Origin of the sequence: Candidatus Tumulicola sp. (assembly GCA_036490475.1) — a bacterium.
In the GTDB taxonomy this organism is placed as follows: Bacteria; Vulcanimicrobiota; Vulcanimicrobiia; order Vulcanimicrobiales; family Vulcanimicrobiaceae; genus Tumulicola.
Map to the genome: position 1 here is coordinate 714,354 of DASXDT010000006.1, position 17,879 is coordinate 732,232.

Genomic DNA, 17,879 nt, shown 5'->3' on the forward strand with positions numbered 1-17,879 from the left:
CGACTAGCACAGAGCAGCTAGCCGCTTCAAGCCGACTATCGTTTGGTCGTTTGAGTCACTTCCTAGGCCTTTATCCGTAGCCGAAGACAACTGCCGATGGACGGGCGGTTCGCTGCGGGCACTATCTTGGGTCACCGCATCGTCGGGGCCATACCTCGACGAACGGCTTCAACCAGAAGCGATTGGCGCGTCTTAACCCCAAAGGCTTTGAATATCTGCTTGATGTGATTGCTAATCGTGAACTCGCTTCGACTTAAGGTGTGGGCAATCTCCGCAGTGGACTTGCCTTCGCAAAGCTCTTCAAAGACGCGCTGCTGCATCGGAGGCAGAAGCGTTTCAGCCGGGCCTGACACTTTTTGGTATTCTCGCCAGAGCCAGCTCTCGCGGTAATGCAGCAGACGCTCACGGATGGACGGAAGGAGCGCCCGATTCCGCGTGATCGCAAACTCGTCGAGAAGACAGCGCGCGGCACGTGCGTCGAAGCCGAAGCGCTCAAAAACAGTTCGTGCGGCACGCAGTTCGGTGAGCGCACGCTTTCGGTTGCCGAGCGCGAGCTCGACACTTCCGGCTGCGTACTGCGCATAAGCTGAGCGACGAGCGTCGTGACGATTATACAGAGGCGAACGCAGTTCTCCAAGCTCGCGGTAACGTGCTAGGTACATAGCCGACCTTCCTGAGTCGATCTTGCCGAATAGTTCGGCCAATTGCAAGAGACCGATTCGTTCTTCGCCGAGCGTAGAGTGCCAATCTACGGTGTCGGCGAGTGCTTCGGCCTCGTCCAGCTCCACGCGTGACCAGCAATGTTCGTCAAAGCATCCGGCCAAATAGGCGCGGTCGCAAGCGGCGACCACCTTCCAAGCAATGGTGTCGCTCGTAGACGTCGCTTTCTTGAGATTTCGAAAAGCATTGAAATAATCACCCTGCAAGGCCTTCGCCCAAGCCAGCGCTCTGTACGCCTGAAAAACGTTGTGAGCAAAATCTTCCGGCAGCGGGACCCCGTCGAGTTGGCGTTCGACCTCCGGTATGGCGGCAGGTAAGTACAACTCTCGGGCGAGAGCCGCAAGCGTATGCGTTCCCCACACACGAATCTCCGTAAAATCTGTGCCCGCAGGATCAATCGATCGCAAAACTTCGATCAGTTTGTTTGCCTGCTCGAAGACGCGTTCTTCGTAAGGCAAAATGAGCGTTTCGCAGTACGCGGCATAGATAGCCGCTCGGCGAGATACTCCGCGCTGCGCTAGCTCTAAGCTTGCGCGAGCATTAGCCGGACGCTCTTCCAGAAGATAACGTCGCACGGCTCGATATCCTAGAGCCGCGATGACCTCCGGGTCGCCGAGCTGAAGCGCCGCGTGGACTGCCCTCTGGAGATTTTCGTCGGCCGCATCAAACGCTCCAGTGCGAGCATGTGCTTCCGCTAGAAGGCTCTCCCTTTCGATCGACAGGCGAATGTTTGAAGTGGGCACTTTCAAACCAACGAGGCGGCGAAGCACTTCCGCAGGATCAGTCCGCATACGAGAAGACGCTGCTACCAGGACGATATCAATCGGTTCGCTTCCACCCTCATGCTCTTCGAAGATTGAAGCAGCCTTGCGATACTGTCCGCTATTAAAAGCTTGCCTGAGAGCGTCGTGCCATTGCCGTGTCTTGAGAGCGTTTCGAGAAGTACTCACGCCGCGTTATACGGGGAAGGGGTTTGAGTTGCCCCTTCCCCCTCTAGGGGTTAGCCGCCCGGCATGCCGCCCGTGCTTCCGTCGCCAAGCGGCGCGACCACAGGCCCTCCATGAGAACTGATGGGGTGACCGGTCGGAGAAAACAGGAGAAGAAACGCTAGAAATAGCGCCATTTTTGTTGTGCCTCCGCAGCCCACCCGACGCAACGTCGAGAGGACTAGCTTGGTAGCTAGCTAAAATCAGCCAGCAAACTTAAGCTACTACGGAAAGCGCTTCTAAGGCAACAGGGCGTCCGTTGGCGCAGCCTCTGCTGCTCCAACAAACCCTTGCCGGAAGACTGGGGATATCATGGCCGACTACTACTCGATCAACGAAGGTCTCAAGCCCGTTAATGAACGTGTGTATCACAACAATACGAACTGTCGCGCGGGCCGCGACATTCCAAAAAATGAACGGAAAGAAGGCACAAATGGCTATCCGCTTTGCAAAGACTGTTGACTCCTTCGGTGAGGCATCGCTCTCGATAGCGAGCTTGAACGCCGCGACGCTTCGACGGGTCCGAAGCTCGCGCTTTACGAGCTTGATCGCACTGTCAGCATGAGCGATCGGACTGTCAACACCTTATGAAAAGTTAAGGATAATAGAGGAGGTTACTCAGTGACTGCTAGCGATGCAAAGCCAGGCGAGTCGTGTCAAGTCTCGGGGATCTATGAAGTTTTATGACGCCGAGCACGGTTACCGAGAGATAATCTAGTTAAGGTGACAAGTTTCCGCCCTGCGGAAAATGCGAACACCCTAAATTTCGGTTAGTGAAGCGCGTCGACCATGTTACAAAAGACGTCGGAGCAATACCTCAGTCTTAATCGTTCCGACGCACTCTGCGGAGAGCTTGAGACTTCTCATTCGTAGCCATGTTCCGGCCAACACTGAAAGCGTCGTCATGCTAGCGCGATGGCAATGCATTGTCAATTAGAGCAAAGTCCGCATCGGATCTGATGCAAGCCGCAAGCCAGGGCGATCTGTACGACGATAAAGCCGACGAAGTCGCCAAGTTGTGGTGCAAGTGCGGCCTGCTGCATCGGCTGCTCTTACCGAAAAGCATGCCAGGATCGAAACTCCGTTCCGGTTCAGGCAACGTTGGTTCACCGGCGATTCCGAAGACGGTCTGCAAACAGAAGTTTACGAATGCCTTTCGTTTGCGGTCTGCGCCAAGAACAACGTGTCCCGAACAAAGCAGGGCGCCATTGCGAAGCCGGCGCTTACAAAAGGCCGATCGGTTATGCGGCTAGGACGTAGACCCGAGCGGGCCAAGATTCGCCGAAAAGGCGAAGGTCGTGACACGAAGCTTACACTCCTTGGCCTGGTGTCCTCGCCTCTATGCGCAGAAACGCGATAGCTGTCAGGAAACTGCCCTTCGGCACTGCGTTTGGAACGGCGGTTGGGCGAGCGAGCATATGACATACGTTGCGCCGATCACTCCTCTGCGAATCGCAGGATACAGACGAACTCTTTTCGATTCATTCGAAGCTAGCAACTGGGGGTTACGATGCCGATTTCGTTTTCACTTCGCGACATTCTGTCGACGGCGGAACGAACTGCGTTAAAGGCTGCTTTCGGAGTCGCTACAGATGCCGAACTCGAAACAACCATGACGAACGTCTCAAAAGCCGTTCTACGGGAGTTTTCAGATGCCGTTCTAGGCCTATACCCAGCTCGTTCTGGTCCCGAAATCAACGAGCGCCGCCTTCTGCATTTGATTCAATACCACTTTGGGATGCGTATACCAACCGAGCTGCAGCTGACGCAGTTGCTGCGAATCACGGAAACGAATGCAACAACGCTGTTGCGGAATCTCAGCGCTAGACAGCAAGCTGCGCTACAGCCTTCCTATGTTAACACGCTACAAATCATGTTCGATGCAAAGGTTCCGAACGTTGATAATGTTGCTCACCATGTCACGATTGTCTCGAAACACATCGTTGAGTGGCTCAGAATGCGGTCTTCTGTTGTGGCGCCGACGTTCGGTGCAATCTCAAAGGTTAAGGGCACTAACGACAGATATGCGATCCCGCTAGATACGTATAATGCAATTTGTGCGTCGTTAGGGCTAAGAGCATAGGAACGGAACATGCCAGTCAACTTCGACAAAGAATTATTAGATAATTTTCAGGCGATATCCACGCTTCTCGCACTTGCGGTCGTCTTGTTCGGGCTTCAGTATCAGAAGATTCTGGACGCCGTGCGAACGTCCATCCCCGAAGGGCCTCTTGCGCGCGCCGGTGTGCGGCGCGTATTCCTTGATACGTTATGGTACGGTACTCTACCCGTAGCCTTGGTTAGCGGCGGCGCAACGTATCTCTTACTCCCGGCGACGACCTATATAATTCTCAATTGCCATCTGTCACTCTGGACGTTTGATTTTCTCAGAAGTGCTTGGTTTCTTGTGTTCCTTCTTCTCGCCGCCGTCTTCATATGGTCTGTCCTCCAGATGGTAGCTCTATTTAGATGCGCACGCCGAGCGATAGGTCATTAGCTAGAAATGTACTGCAATATAGTAGGCGCAGACTCTCTTCCCAATCTGAAATAGTTTGTGCATCTTCGCAAGAAAGTAGGGGAAGAGTGCCGGTATCCGTTCAAGCCACGATTCTGGCAAAAGTTGTTGCGACGAGACCGTTATCGACAACCTGGATAGAGTCCTAACGATCACACCCTCCTGATCGAGTAGCAGTGCCGAATAATCCGTGTTCGTCTTTGATCGCGCAGATTGTCGCAGCTCGCTGATCTCCGGCGTGCCTAGGCTGCCAAAGCGACGCTTCCATGTGTAGAACGTGTTCTCGTGAATACCGATCTCGCGAATGATCTCAGCGACTGGAACGCCGGCCTCAGCTTGTCGTAACGCAGATGCGATCTTGTTCGGGGTGAGTGGCTTTCGCATTGGCAAAGACTAAGTGTGCTGATAGAAAGTTTGCCGTTTTTTCGCGAGTCCCGCTGGTCCAGACATCGGGGCGGTCACTGGATCTGCGGCCCCGCTCCCAACTAGCCGTCTACGGAGATTCATTGAGTACCCAGAGCTCAAGGACCAATCGCGAGTCCTATCGGACTCTCGATACCGACGGTAATGGTACGGATGGGAGTACTCCCATTCGGGGCATAGACGGTGATGTTGTTTGCAGTATAGTTGGCGACGTACAGGCTTCCAGTGCCGTCGAACGCGATCGGATGGATGCAAGCGCTGTGAAGCCCGCAGCCGCCGACACCTTGCGTGATGGAGCGGATTGGCTCCGTTCCCGTGGGAGGGAAAACCGTTACTTTGCCTTGGTTCAGAACGTACGCGTTGCCCGAGGCATCAAAAGCGAGCGCATAGGGATTGACTATGCCGTCCGTCAGGGTGCGCGTTGCGTATTCGGCATTTGGCGCAAATTCCTCAACGGCCCCGTTCTCGCCAGCGACTGCAACGTATAGGTTTCCGGCTGGGTCAAATGCCGCGTCGTCAATCACAGTACCCGCATTGGCGGTCCAATACGGCTTGGATTGCCCCGGGGCGAAGACACACTCGACACCGTTGTAACCTTTGCCTCCACAATCGGAAACGGAAACGTCTCCACTGTTATCGACGGCGAGTGGAGACGTAGCGTGGGGGAACTTACGCGAAACCTTTCCCAAGACATTGTATTCGCAGACGGTAATGCCGCAGGTGGTATAGAGATTTCCCGAAGCATCGGGAGTTATGTCGACATAGGCGGGCTTCTGATGGCGCCAAGTGTCAACGAGTTTCGAGCCACGCTTGCCATAGATGCGGAGCACGGGACGACTGTGCCTGTTTCCACCGTAAACCGATTCGTACAGCAAGCCGTCGGTGCCGACGCCGAACGCCGGAGAACCGCTCTTTGGAACCGAGATGGTGCGAAGAAGCTTTGCTCCGCCGGAAGAATAGACGGCAATCGAGAAGCCGCCGGAGGACAGATCGGAATTCATTGCATAAAGCGTCCGGCCATTGCTTTTCGCTCCAGCGGCTTGCGCGAGACCGGCGACCGAAGTCAGCGATGTCGTATTGGCAGTCATCGGCTCGTTGCTGACCCCGGAACACGCCGCGAACCCTCCACCAACCAGGATGGCCGCCATAATATTGATTACGAGTTTCACGCTTTTCTCCAATCGCATCGAGGAAAGAAAGAACGACTTCTTACTTAATTTACATGCCCGCCCAGGCCCATGTTGGCGCTGCGCCACCTGACCAGGAAAGCTCTATCGTACCGCCAGCCTTCACGAGTAACGCGCGTTGCTGGCCAGTGGCGATTGCTCCAAAAGCGACGCCGTACAAGTGCACGGTTACCGTGCTCATTCCAGCGGCGACGTTCACTAGGCAGTCATAAGGATACGGATTAGCAAACACCGTACCGTTCGGCGGCGAGGAGCCAACCAGTGAGACGGTTAGTGGGCCGACAGGATTCACGCCGATGTTATCTGTGATCCGCACGCCCAGCAGGCCGTCCGAGCCGGAGCTATTGTCCTGAATTGGTACGCCAATTGTTCCGTCGAACATATTGCCCTTAATGATAACCCGCGTGGTATCGACTCCCTGCAGCGGTGGGGGAAAACTGTTCGGGAATGATATCCCAATAACGTCCTCGTTTGTTTCCCCTGCAGGACAAGCGTTCCGGAAAATGTTGTCCGAGATAATGATCTGATTGCCCTTTACTGCTATGCCTGTGCACGAGGGAAATGGCCAGCCGTCCGTTCCGCTTCCAACCGCGACAAACTCAAGCGGATTGTTGTAAGGTGTATGACTATATACAGGTTCTACTGACCCGCCTGCTGCAAAGTCGAAGATATTCCCCTTAACAATGGCGCCCCAAGCGGCGAGGTTAATCATCATGTTGTTGCCTGGGCCATAAAAAACATTATCACAAATTATGAGATCGCCTTGCTGGGACGTCGCTTGCTGTGACACGTCGCCGCTGCCGAAGTTTTGGCCACTACGGTAGGGATCAAGGCCACCTGGCGAACTTGGGATTTGCTCGTCAATGTTTATGGCCATCTGCGGTTGACCGGAGTCAGCCGATAGGAAGAAGACGTTGTCGGCGATGATCGTTTGGCTGCATGTCTTTCCAGAATTTGACGGCGCGTCGACGCCAACGGACCCAAAATTGTGAAAAATGTTTCGAGCTACGGTCATCACGCCGTTCCCTTCAGAGCCCACGCCGTCACCACAGTTTGTAATGATATTATCAATAATTAGCATGTGCCAGCAGCCGGGACAGTCCATTGCATCGTCCGTATTGGGCGGAACCTCTGGATAGTTTTGATACGGCGCAGCGGGCGGGAACTGGGCAAAATTCGATGGTTGGTTGTGGATTCCAACGCGATTGCCGGCAACCACCACCGAGGCACAGCCGACCGCTCGGATCGGAAGGCTGCCGTCGCTACCGCCTGTTCTTCCATGTCCGGATTCCGGCCGGGTGCCTCCTACCCAGAAAGGAAAATTGAGATCCACTTCGCAGTCGCGTATGAAGCCGTTTATTGTGGGGACGTTTGAGGCTGACATGCTCGCCATCACCACCGGTGGTACATACACATCCAAGCCGTCTGGATTCCCTGTCAGTGGTGCTGTGAGCTGTTGGAACGACTCCGGAACTGGCCCGTTCGCATGCGCGTTGACATTCTGCGTGCCGGTGAGGTTGATGCCGTTAACATTCGCATTTATCACTCGAACTCGTTGGACGCCGCAGTTAAGCGTCATCTGTAACGAGACGGCGGCCCCGTACAACGTGCCCCACGGTATGCTGGTGTCAGCCCCTTCTGCAAACACGATTTCGGGGTTAATCACGTCACTCGAACCTACGCCCGTTGGATCGAAAAGATGCAGCGGTTTCCCGGCGTTCACTCCCTGGTCAGCTTGGCCGTCGACCGATAGTTCCTTTACGTAGCAATTATGTGCCGCGTAACCGTCGACGTCAGGGTAGCCAGGACCCGAGGAGCTCATTAATGGCCAAGACGCCCAGTTGTTCCACGTCGTGATGATGGCACCGAGCTGCGGAAGCGGCACAAGACTTCCGTGTGCCGGTGGGGGCGGATACATCTGACCTGCCGGATTGAAAATCCATCCGTCGTAGATGTTTTCTCCGGCGATCAGGATCGTAAGGTCGGGCCCATCCCCAAGCAATGTCACATTGTCGAACAGCAGAAGTGGACCATTGGGCAACATGCCGTCCGGCAGCGTCCCTCCTCCAGTCGGGTTTAGTGAGTAGGGATAGTTTGGGCCGGCGTAACCCGTTTGCAGGTTCGATTCTAGAGCCCAACTGACTCCTGGCGGCATTGCGGCCGTTCCCATGCACTGAGCGCCAGAAACGTCGCCCGGAGCAGATCCCCTGACGATCGTTCCTCCGTCAATAAGGTAGGTGCCTTTCGGAAGATAAACGATACCGCCGTTTGCAACGAAGGCAGCATTGATGGCCGCTTGAATCGACGGCGTATCGTCAGTAATCCCGTTGCCAGCGGCTCCGTAGTCGAGTACGTTAAAGATGCCAGGAGTCGAACTCACGCAATTGTCTCCTTCTTACCCGGTAGACCTGTGGCTTCGCACCGGTCCAAAAACGAATTACCGGCTATTTTTAGCTAGCCAATGGTTTGGGTCCTCTCCCGGCAAAACTTCACTCGAGGCCGGCGGCTCAGAGCGAGATCAAGCCGACAACAATGCACCTCTTCATCGGATCGACAACCCCTACGGCGTCTTTGGGTACTTTGTTCACCAAGTTGCGATCAGGGACGCGCAAGATGTCTCCAACGTGCGGAACGAGGGCGACCTACGGTCGTTCTCACATTCACACAGAGCTGCGTGACGATGGCATTACCGTATCCTCCATGCGCATTGCTCGATTTGAGGGTCTCAATAATGTTGAGACCCCCTGCGTTTTTTTAAAAGCGTAAACATGTCTTCCGAACACGGTGGTTGTTGTACGAAATGGTCACGTTCTGACTGGCTGACGTTACCCATTGGTCAATCAGCTCCGAGCGGACGTCTGTCTTCCGCGGCGGCCACAGATCGCGCGAATACGGGCGCCTACTCGACTGTAGAGGCTAGGGCATGTGCTCAGATTGAGCGGATGGAATGGCCCCATCGCGGAAACGTAATATACGCTCACCGATTCGTCATATTCGCGATCGCTGACGCGTAGTGCCCTAGAATCTTGCGAGCTACATGAAAGTTGGGTCGAGCTATACAGCCGTTGCGCCGTGATTCCAACCAGTCAGTGCAGGGCTTCCGGGTGGGTTCGAAGATGCAGACTATGACGATTTCGCTGAGCAAATCTTCTGTGGCGATGTGCTACGCCTACAACCATAAACGTTCCATAATTATCTCGTCGAAAGCCTACGGACGGTCGCACAAATCTGCTGGGAGCCTTCGGGGCGCATCTTTACGAACAACCTCGAGGCGCTTCAAGACGAGACAACTGGCTTGCCGTGCCGATCGGCGATCCGGGCTTGTAGTGCCGATCAGGGTGGCTAAGCTCTGCGTGCTGAACTCGCGGCACTCCTAAGCCACAAAAAGTAACTGAGGTCCCGGAAATCACTAGCGCGTGCTGGTCCTTGCGCGTGCGTCGCGTGAAGAGTCTAGGGCCCGACCACGACACTACTCGAGCGTTTAATGTTTTTCGTTATAGTCTCGCTTAGCGAATACGTGCCTGCCGCGTAAACCGTGATACTTCCAGGGTCACTATTAGTCGCACCGACGTTCGCTACATACAAATTGTTTGACTGGTCGAAAGCCATCGAGGCAGCCCCGGCGATGCCTTGCGTAATGACCTTCGACGGTGAGTTGCTGCCGGAAGCGTAAATTGCAATGTTGGTGAAATTGAGGACGCCGAGATTTCCGCTGGAGTCCGTGCGGAGCATCGACGGGTTCGTGATACCTTGGCTGATCGTCCGCGTTGGCGAACTATCGCCAGGAGCATACACGGCGATGTCCGGCGTATCATTCGTACCAGCACTCGCATTAGCAACGTACAGATTTCCTTGCGGGTCGACAGTGAGAGCTTCGGGACCCACGACGCCACTAGTTATCGTTCGTTGTGGAGACGTACTGCCCGGAGAGTAAACTAGCACCGCGTTATCAACTGCGAGATAGAGGTTGCCCGAGCTGTCAGTTGCTATGGCGCTGAACCTTCCAACGCTAAGTTCCCGTATCGGCCCTTGGTCTCCGATTTTATACTCGCAAACCAGACGATGTCCACATTCCACGTAGAAGTCGCCCAGACCATCGGCCGTGATCGCGTCGCCATAAACTAGCGCTCGCGGACCGTTCTTAACCCGAAACTTCTGAACGAGCGTTTTCCCGGCGTCGGAGTAGACGGTTACAGGGTCGTGCGCAATATAAACATTACCGCTAGCGTCCGCAGCAAGTGAAGCGCCGTGTTGAATCTTTCGTGAAAACGATGCTCCACCCTTAGAAAAGACGGCTACGAAAGGGAGGCCTGAGGCGTTTATACTTTCCGCGTAAACTGTCGGTCCGCCGGATCGTTTAACCGCGGGCCGCGCGTTGAGGCTACTGCTTACGGACGGAGTGCCCGCGCTCGGGCTTAAGATGTTCTGTCCAGCGCAAGCCGTAAGCAAGGCAAGCGAAGCGGCTACCGTTGGCAGCAGACGAAAAAGCGGAGACATCGACCTCTCCTTACATGAATAGCGGATATAGTGCGGACAAAAGAACTTGTGTTTGTGCGCCCATACTAGCTCAAGCGAGGTAGAGACGTCAAGCCGGACCGTGTGAGTCGAACCTTATCCTCGATTTTTCAACTGGACGAAACGCGCCGCGTTTGGAATTAAATGACTAAGATACACAATTGGGTTAAAATTATGCCCAGCGGAGTGGCGATCCGGGCTCGGTAGGCTCTCGTGGCGGCCTTGGCGATCGGCGGCTCATACTGCACTGCACAGTGCTATCTGCACGAGGCCCATTTGTGCGATTCGGCGCGCTTTTCGACCCCGAACTCAGTCCCTCGCTTGAACCGGGCTCGAACTGACTGTGCCGCGGAGCGCGAAGAATATGAGACGCGACTGGATTCCTTTCGATTTTGCTGTTTGAAGAACAATATGATAGTTGGTTGTGCTAAAGTGACAGAAGACGATGGCTGACTGTCGACCGAGTCGCATTCTCGACGTCACAAATGAGCTCGGGACAATGGTGGGATAGGCGATGCGCTTATAATTATGCGCGCTCCGAGCTATCGCTGTCTATGTACGCCTAATCGCAAAAACTCGATTGCTAATCGACGCGCGTCGCGATCTCCCACAACATCGAGACCGCTGAAACCGGTGCTACTTTATCCAAAGACGGACACGAACGCCGTGCACCATCAGTCGGAGAATGTCAACGAGCGTCATTTCAGAGTCCTGGGGCTTTTGAGTAGAACTTGCCGCTACTGCGGATACAAACAGTAGCCCGAACCGGCGACAATCAGCGAAGCGCATTGCGAAGAAAATGTGACGACGACCACGCTCGTTATTGACGGTGTAAGCTCCACGCTCGAGAACGACCTATCAGATCCGGTTAACTCTTTCCCTCCTAACGTAATTTTGCCGATGTATCCGGAAAGCGATATGGACTGACAGGCCCCGGGGGCTATAAAAAGTTCGGCCGGCTTGCTGCCGGCTAGGTCTCGCAACGTGTACGTCGCTGAAACTGAGCCTGCAGTTCTATTACACAATTTCAGAGGATTTCCGGGCGTCTGTGCCTGGGCATCCACTTTACCCGTCGCGCATAAAGGCGCGAGTGCGATTAAAACCATGGCTAGAGCAAACCGCTTCATGAAGTCCCCTTTTATTGTCCAGTATCGATTGGGGTCGAAATAACCGCAAGTAGCTGCTTTTGTGGTCCTGTTGAAGTAACCTTTCCGAGTTGATAGAAGACCAAGTAGATCACCTCACCTGACGAAATGACCGGTGGCTTCTGCACGAAAAAATACTCTGCGGACTGGCGGCCCTTGAGCGCAAACACGTTGTCAACGAGCACGGGAGTTTCTTCTCGCAGCAGCGTTGAAAGCGCGGTGCTCGTTTTCAGGGTTCGTTCGGCGAAGAAGTACCGTACCTCGATGGTTCCAAAATCGTCTGGCACGAACTGAAAGTGAACCCAAAAGCCGAGGCGCTTTTGCGCATCCGCCGGCACGTTCGTCAACGCATTGCCGTTTTCGTCGAACGCCTTCGTGTGGAGATAGATGTCGAGATAAGATTGTAGCGCTAGCGGGTGAGCGGTGTCGACTTGAATCGTTGGCCCCGCAACGAATGCGATCTGCTCGGAAAAGACGCTCGGGCCGACGCTCCAAACTGCATGCGCCCACCACAAAAGCCAGCCAAGCAGCGCTATGACAGCAGAGCTACCGAAGAACTTTATGCATCCAGCTATGAGGCTGCCTGCAGCCGTCGCGGCATTAGAACTCGATCGATGAGGCCGATCGACCGGCGCAGGTGTGGGGGTACTTTCGGACATTGTCGCGACTCCACGCAAGTGATTACTTAAGGCTAGCTCGCACGGCTTAGGCTGTCAATAGGCCGCTTAATCTGCTTGTTCGTTTTAGTTCTTAATATGGCCGCCGGACGAGAAGGGCGAAAGGATGAGTAAACCTGTTTTCCTGCGCTAAATAGAGCGGCGGCGCGGTCACGAAGTGAAGGTGCGCTCGGCTCGCCGTTTACCGATCGTCTCGAGCGTTTCACAAGAAGTGCAGTATGTGGTCCACGGCGGCGAAGTAGAGCTTCAGCCGTTCACTCGTCCTTAAGGATCAATCGATTAGCAGCGCTTTGAACCTCGAGAACGCCCTTACGAAGCGCTCCTCCCGGAGGCATCTTCACGCCGATTGGAGGATGTTGCGCCATGGAAGAATGCAACGAGCTACCGGTTAGCGGTACCGACTCCAATGGAAACATCTACGTTAATTGTGTGATAACTGACGTGAGGTGGTCTTTAGCACAAGAAGGAATTGTGAGGGGTTAGCAATCTAGAACTTCCTCGCAAACTCTTTCGGAGTGAGACCGCCCAGCGTTGAATGCGGTCGAACCTCATTATAGTCCGTCTTGAAAGGGCCGGCCAGTTCTTTGACGTGAGCGGGGCTTGAGAAACTGTGAGCATTCAAGAATTCGTCGCGAACTCGGCCGTTGAACGATTCGATCTTTGCGTTTTGTGTCGGCTTTCCAGGCTGAATGAAATGCAGTGCAACCTTCTGGTCGGCAGCCCATTGTAACATTGCTCGGCTTGTGAATTCGCTCCCGTTGTCAAATCGCACGGTTTCGGGCAGATTGCCGCGCTCAAAAGCAATCGATTCAAAGCAGCGGATGACGTCATGGGTTCCGAACGAGAAGGACGGCTCGAGAGCTAAGCACTCGCAGGTGCAGTCATCGACGATGTTCATGGTACGAAATGTTCTACCGGTGCTTAGGCTGTCGTGCATAAAATCGATCGACCTTGCGTTTCTTTCTTGGCCGCACTTGTAGCGCCAGAGCGCGGTAAATCCGGCGAAATCGATATTCGCCGGTGCCAGGGATCTCGCGGCGCGCCAAAATCAGTAATCGACGCCAGCCAAAGCGTGGGCGCTGCTGCACATGCTGCTCGATACAGGTGCGCAACTTCTGATCTGCCACCCGCTCGGGGCGACGCTTGTTGAAGAGCGATCGGCGTGGCTGTCCGACGTACATACAGGCGCGAACTTGAGAAAGGCCCATCTGCTGCAATGCTACGACCGCCTCTCGGCGTTGCGCGGGCCCCAGCCGTTTTTTGAGATCAACTCCTTTAACGGCGTCGAGCTCGAGCGTTTGGCGAGCGATGATACGCTGCATGCGCAGGTTATCGGATTCGAGCTGCTTGAGTCGAATGAGGTCGCTTCGTTCAAGGCCGGCGTATTTATCGCGCCAGCCGCGGATTGTATTCGGATGCAGCCCGTGCCTTCGCGCCAGCTCGGTGGCCGGCGTTTCACCGTCGAGTTCCCGCAGGATCCCAACGATTTGCCTTTCGGTGAAGCGGTTTTCTTCACATGAGTCTCCTTGGCCAAAAGGCCGGGACTCACAATTTCAACCTGAGCTAGATCCTCACCTCACGTCACCCTTTGCTGTCTTGGAGTGTTTCGGCGCGATCGAGCAGACGTTGCGGCTTAATTTCAAGTGCTCTTCCTATTGCGAAGAGTGTTTGCAACCGAGGAAACGTCTGACCGGCCTCAATTTTCTGTAGATGCCGTAGCGAAAGGTTGGCTTCATATGCCAAATCCTCTTGGGTTCTATGGGATGCTCGGCGTCGTTCGGCAATCGCGCGACCGAGCCCGAGCATGGGATCGCTTTTTCGGACCATCTAATCATTGTTGGGGAAAGCCGCTCAACCGGCCACGTCTGGCTGAACGCGGCATTAAAATGCAGGTTTAAGAGATATCTCCCACGTACTGAGGCCCAGAGCAGCATGGAGGTCGCGGATGCCAGTATTCATCGATTCGTCAAAGGGTGCGAGCGGTCGCGGTCAGAGCCCGAGTGGCGACCTCGGCTGTCCTGGCTTCTTCCTCCGCCCCAATCCTTGCAGCGTGGGGCTTTGAACGGGGACTCCAGACCCGGGACGCTTCCCGTCCGACAGCACGCAATTATCGCATCTAGTGCAAGTCAGCGACAAGAGACTTCGGGTCGTCGGCAGTTTCGAAACCGCCGCATATGACTTCGACCGACACAGCGGCTGGCGTTGTTTTCCGATCGCTATTGCGGAAGCTGTCGGGGCATGCTCTTGAGTCTGACGACCGCGGTGTTCGTACGCACCAGATAAGCTCGCAACAAAAAACGAGAAAAGGCGGCGCAGTTCCTGGTGATCTAAATAGCGGGTCCGCGATATTCGGTGCACTACTAAGTGTGGTATTCGTGCCTCACCGATGACGGGTCAACATTCGTGAAGCGACGCCATCGCAAAACCGAAAATCACGGTCCGACGAGCGAGTCTGCGCAACGCACGGACACCGGGCCGATATACCGCGTAACGCGCGATCCGCAGGCGTTTGCAGCTTGGTTGGGAGATGCCCAACATCTCTTCGTCAAAAACATCGATGGTAGCATGCGGTGCGTCATCCACGATCGATCGGCAGCATCGTGCGTCCCTCCGACCTCAGATTATTGCGTGTGGCGGGACACTCTTGACGGTGGTGGTTATATCGTCACGGTAACTCGCACGGCGCCCTATAAAGGCCTATTGACCGTAGTACGGGATAATCGCATCATCTCCGAACGGCGCGTCGGTCTCATGTACAACGCTGATTTCGGACCAGATTATGAAGATGTGCAGTCATGGCAAGCGTTAGGAGTGGCGGCAGCTGACGCTGACTACCGACGGCGAGGTGAAACGCCGCCAGCTTAAACTTCGGGCTTTCTCGGTCACTTCTGGCCCTAAAATCAACCTTGCTAACGAATCGCTTAGACTCAATAAGCTTCCACTACGTACTGAATCCTATGGTTCTACTTCGCATCATCATCCGGCGCCTGAGGGGGCTTAAAGCCTTTAGCGTACCGTCGCGATGCACGGTCGACACGCGCGAGCCATCTGCGATTCTCGCTTGCGACAAGTTCACTAATCAGTTTGATGTCGTTATCGGCCACATCAATCTCTAAGTGATCGTTTAGGAGCGTCTCAAGCGCCTGCCTAGCTTCGAGTGAAGGATTGACCTGATGCTCGAGGTGCCTGAGGGCCATAGCGGAACGACCAATATCGCCTTCTATGAACTCCCAGCTCAGCACGTCGTCTTCTTCGATGGGGTCGAGGTGGTCGGGAAAGTATAGCGCTGGAATATCCAGAGACGAGTTTTCAATAATACGAGCGCAACGCGAACGTAGATCTAGGTACAGGGCTTCGGCGTTGACGTTAACCGCGATATACGGTCCGCCGTACACTGCCCAAAAGAGTGTCGAAATGCGATCGTAAAATGCGCGAAGCATTACTATGTCGAAAGACTTTTGCAGACTTACCATGTGTAGTTCGTCAGCTATTTCTTCAGGCGAAAGCGCCTCTGCGACATAATATCCATCCCGATCCGTCGCGGCCACGAGTTCGCGAGCGTTTCGCCTCAGAGCATCTCCTAGCTTTGTTGTCACGCTGACACTTGCGGCAAGCGCTCCATTTTCAATACGTGAAATGCGAGGTTGACCAAGACCCGTCTTACGAGCCAGTTCTGCTTGTGAGATTCTTTGCTCGAGCCGGACAGCGGCCACGCGTTTACCAAAAGCTTCCATTTCATCCTCCAAGCCAACCTTACCGCGCCGACAGCACGCATAGCAAGATGCATAGAACATGCATAAGAACGCGCACTCTAAATTCGGAAGCATCGGCTTAGCTGATTGCCGGCCAACTCTCCAAAAAGAGAGGCGAGATGCGGCGACGAGACCCATGCCGGTCGACGGCCAGCCATCATCGGGAAGGCACTCAGCCGCGGCGAGCCGCGCTCGATCGACGTGTAGTATACCGGACGATCGATCTCGGCGCGCGTTGCCTTGGCCCAGCAGGCTTGAGCCTCTGCTCGACGGCGAGCGAGCCTCACGTCTTTGCCGTCGCATCGCCGTTTTTGTGTGGGCGGTGAAGATGAGAAAACGACGGCGCGGGCATTGGGGCGTGGCTCCTGCGCCGCGACGACAAGCCGATCTACATCGAGCAGCATCTGGTCCGCGGAGCGGGCTCAACAAACATGGGCTCGCGTTGCTCAATTTGCACAGGTTGATGCTTCAAAAGCGTGGTACGGCATGACGTGGGCCGACATAAGGACGGGCTGACCCTAGCTTCAAACCTATTCAAGATAGAACGGCCAATCTTTGAACGCGCTCTTTCGAAAGAGACCTTGCATTCGTCTTCGCCCGAGCCGAACGAAGGAGCAGAACGTCTTCGCAACGCCATGCTTGGGCTGCGACGCGTCATACCCGAGGAGTTTTTCCCGAAATGGGGGCACATGCCGCTGCCACGTATTACCGAAAGCCCACTGGATATACTCAGAGGTAACAACGGATTCGAGGAATTCGTAAACTTGATAGAGGGAATCGTCCGTGGCGACTTCGCTTGATAATCGTTGAGTTGCACATTCTCCGATGAACAGAACCCGGGGTTGAAGCCGAGCCGTAGTGCCCAATGTCTACATGGCGTCGCTGGACCGTGACCGGACCGGCTGGCGCACGTAGCTCCGTTCGGGCGGGAGTTTGGCCGCGGATAATCGAAATTATTGGCGAACTTGAGCAAGCGCTCGGTGTGCGGGCAGTGTTGCTGATTATATAATGCTATCAGGTATCAAGTGTTCGACCGAGCGAGTACGGAAACTTGGCTAGCAGCACATGCATTGCCGGGTACGCCGAAGCACTACAAGGGCAGTTATATTTGGTGAAACGCTAGCTCCCTATGGATGATCCAAACATCGAGCGTCTTTTGCGAATTCCGTCGGCGATCGAAGAGGTTCAACAAATGTCGCCGTCCGAAGTCGTGCATGAACTCGTCGAGGCACTGGGGGCACAGTTGGTTGCTGCAATAGTTTGTGCGACAGAAACGCGCGTCGTTCGCTCGTGGGAAACCGGTGAGGCTCCCAAACGCGTCGGCTCGCTGCGTGCAGCGCTACAAGCCACGCGTAGCATACTCATGACTTGTAGCTCGGCTACTGCGCGCTCGTGGTTCGTCGGCTGTTCAAGCCGGCTCGGTTACGTTTCGCCTCTCGAGGTAATCCGCGAGGACACAGAGGAGGGGCGCGCGCGCGTCGTGCGGGCTGCAGTCGGGTTCGCTTCGGACTAGAATTGTACGCATCATCATTTGCTCACATTTTTTCTCGCGGCAAGCGGCAGCTCGGGGCAGACAACAAACCGATTTACAAGACCGAGGAGGCCAGAATTCACTCGAAATCCCTGATCGATTTCCTCAAGTAGCTAGTCGCACATGCCCTCAGACATGGCGAACTATCGTGCCTTTTAGAAATCTTCCAATTGTAAGGAGCGTCGCAGACCTCAGGGTAGCGAACGTTGTCTTAACGTTGGTTCTTAACGAGAAGGCTAGACGGCTTTGAGCGCGCACTGCAGTTTGACGTTTTCTTCCGCGAAAGGAATCTGCTAACGAGGTGGCATCGGAAGCGCCGGCAGTTCTCGGCGAAGTGGTGCCGCGCGACCGCCGCCTTTGGAGACTCGAGTTCCCCGGACATGTCGTCAGCATCCCGGGACGACAAACACCGATGGTCCAGGTGGCTC

General features: G+C 54.9%; 10 protein-coding genes. 3 read left to right on the top strand and 7 right to left on the bottom strand.

The genetic code is table 11. The annotated features are described in order from the left end of the window. Positions 1-131 precede the first annotated feature (131 nt). Entirely contained in the window at positions 132-1,670 is a 1,539-nt protein-coding gene (locus VGF98_10915; GenBank protein HEY1682138.1) for a LuxR C-terminal-related transcriptional regulator, read from the bottom strand. A 1,546-nt stretch (positions 1,671-3,216) separates the two neighbouring features. Between VGF98_10915 and VGF98_10920 the strand changes: the two genes are divergently transcribed. Beyond that, positions 3,217-3,789, top strand: a complete 573-nt coding sequence (locus VGF98_10920; GenBank protein ID HEY1682139.1) for a hypothetical protein — start codon at positions 3,217-3,219, stop codon at positions 3,787-3,789. Between the two features lie 953 nt (positions 3,790-4,742). Here the strand turns inward: VGF98_10920 and VGF98_10925 are convergent. The 5 genes from VGF98_10925 to VGF98_10945 all read right to left on the bottom strand — a co-directional run bounded on the left by VGF98_10925 (position 4,743) and on the right by VGF98_10945 (position 13,105). Further along, positions 4,743-5,813, bottom strand: a complete 1,071-nt coding sequence (locus tag VGF98_10925; protein ID HEY1682140.1) for a hypothetical protein — start codon at positions 5,811-5,813, stop codon at positions 4,743-4,745. A gap of 49 nt (positions 5,814-5,862) precedes the next feature. Then, entirely contained in the window at positions 5,863-8,211 is a 2,349-nt protein-coding gene (locus VGF98_10930) for a glycosyl hydrolase family 28-related protein (protein HEY1682141.1), read from the bottom strand. A gap of 1,070 nt (positions 8,212-9,281) precedes the next feature. Further along, positions 9,282-10,328, bottom strand: a complete 1,047-nt coding sequence (locus tag VGF98_10935) for a hypothetical protein (protein HEY1682142.1) — start codon at positions 10,326-10,328, stop codon at positions 9,282-9,284. A gap of 1,156 nt (positions 10,329-11,484) precedes the next feature. Next, positions 11,485-12,150 (bottom strand): hypothetical protein, encoded by a 666-nt coding sequence (locus VGF98_10940; protein HEY1682143.1) that lies wholly within the window; start codon positions 12,148-12,150, stop codon positions 11,485-11,487. 505 nt (positions 12,151-12,655) lie between these two features. After that, positions 12,656-13,105, bottom strand: coding sequence for an integrase core domain-containing protein (locus VGF98_10945; protein ID HEY1682144.1), 450 nt, complete (start codon positions 13,103-13,105; stop codon positions 12,656-12,658). A gap of 151 nt (positions 13,106-13,256) precedes the next feature. Between VGF98_10945 and VGF98_10950 the strand changes: the two genes are divergently transcribed. Then, positions 13,257-13,688: a hypothetical protein gene (locus VGF98_10950; GenBank protein HEY1682145.1), complete on the top strand. Its 432-nt coding sequence runs from the start codon at positions 13,257-13,259 to the stop codon at positions 13,686-13,688. Positions 13,689-15,131: 1,443 nt separating this feature from the next. Here the strand turns inward: VGF98_10950 and VGF98_10955 are convergent. Then, on the bottom strand, positions 15,132-15,914 hold the full coding sequence (locus VGF98_10955; GenBank protein ID HEY1682146.1) for a helix-turn-helix transcriptional regulator: 783 nt from the start codon (positions 15,912-15,914) through the stop codon (positions 15,132-15,134). Positions 15,915-17,049: 1,135 nt separating this feature from the next. Between VGF98_10955 and VGF98_10960 the strand changes: the two genes are divergently transcribed. After that, the gene (locus VGF98_10960; protein ID HEY1682147.1) at positions 17,050-17,433 is read left to right on the top strand and encodes a hypothetical protein; all 384 of its coding nucleotides are present in this window, start codon (positions 17,050-17,052) and stop codon (positions 17,431-17,433) included. The last annotated feature ends 446 nt before the right edge of the window (positions 17,434-17,879 follow it).

What these genes read in the sequence shown, in the direction of transcription:
- VGF98_10945 (HEY1682144.1), bottom strand. Translation starts at nt 13,105, where the DNA reads ATGCACGACAGCCTAAGCACCGGTAGAACATTTCGTACCATGAACATC.
- VGF98_10920 (HEY1682139.1), top strand. Translation starts at nt 3,217, where the DNA reads ATGCCGATTTCGTTTTCACTTCGCGACATTCTGTCGACGGCGGAACGA.
- VGF98_10950 (HEY1682145.1), top strand. Translation starts at nt 13,257, where the DNA reads ATGCTGCTCGATACAGGTGCGCAACTTCTGATCTGCCACCCGCTCGGG.
- VGF98_10960 (HEY1682147.1), top strand. Translation starts at nt 17,050, where the DNA reads ATGGATGATCCAAACATCGAGCGTCTTTTGCGAATTCCGTCGGCGATC.
- VGF98_10940 (HEY1682143.1), bottom strand. Translation starts at nt 12,150, where the DNA reads ATGTCCGAAAGTACCCCCACACCTGCGCCGGTCGATCGGCCTCATCGA.
- VGF98_10935 (HEY1682142.1), bottom strand. Translation starts at nt 10,328, where the DNA reads ATGTCTCCGCTTTTTCGTCTGCTGCCAACGGTAGCCGCTTCGCTTGCC.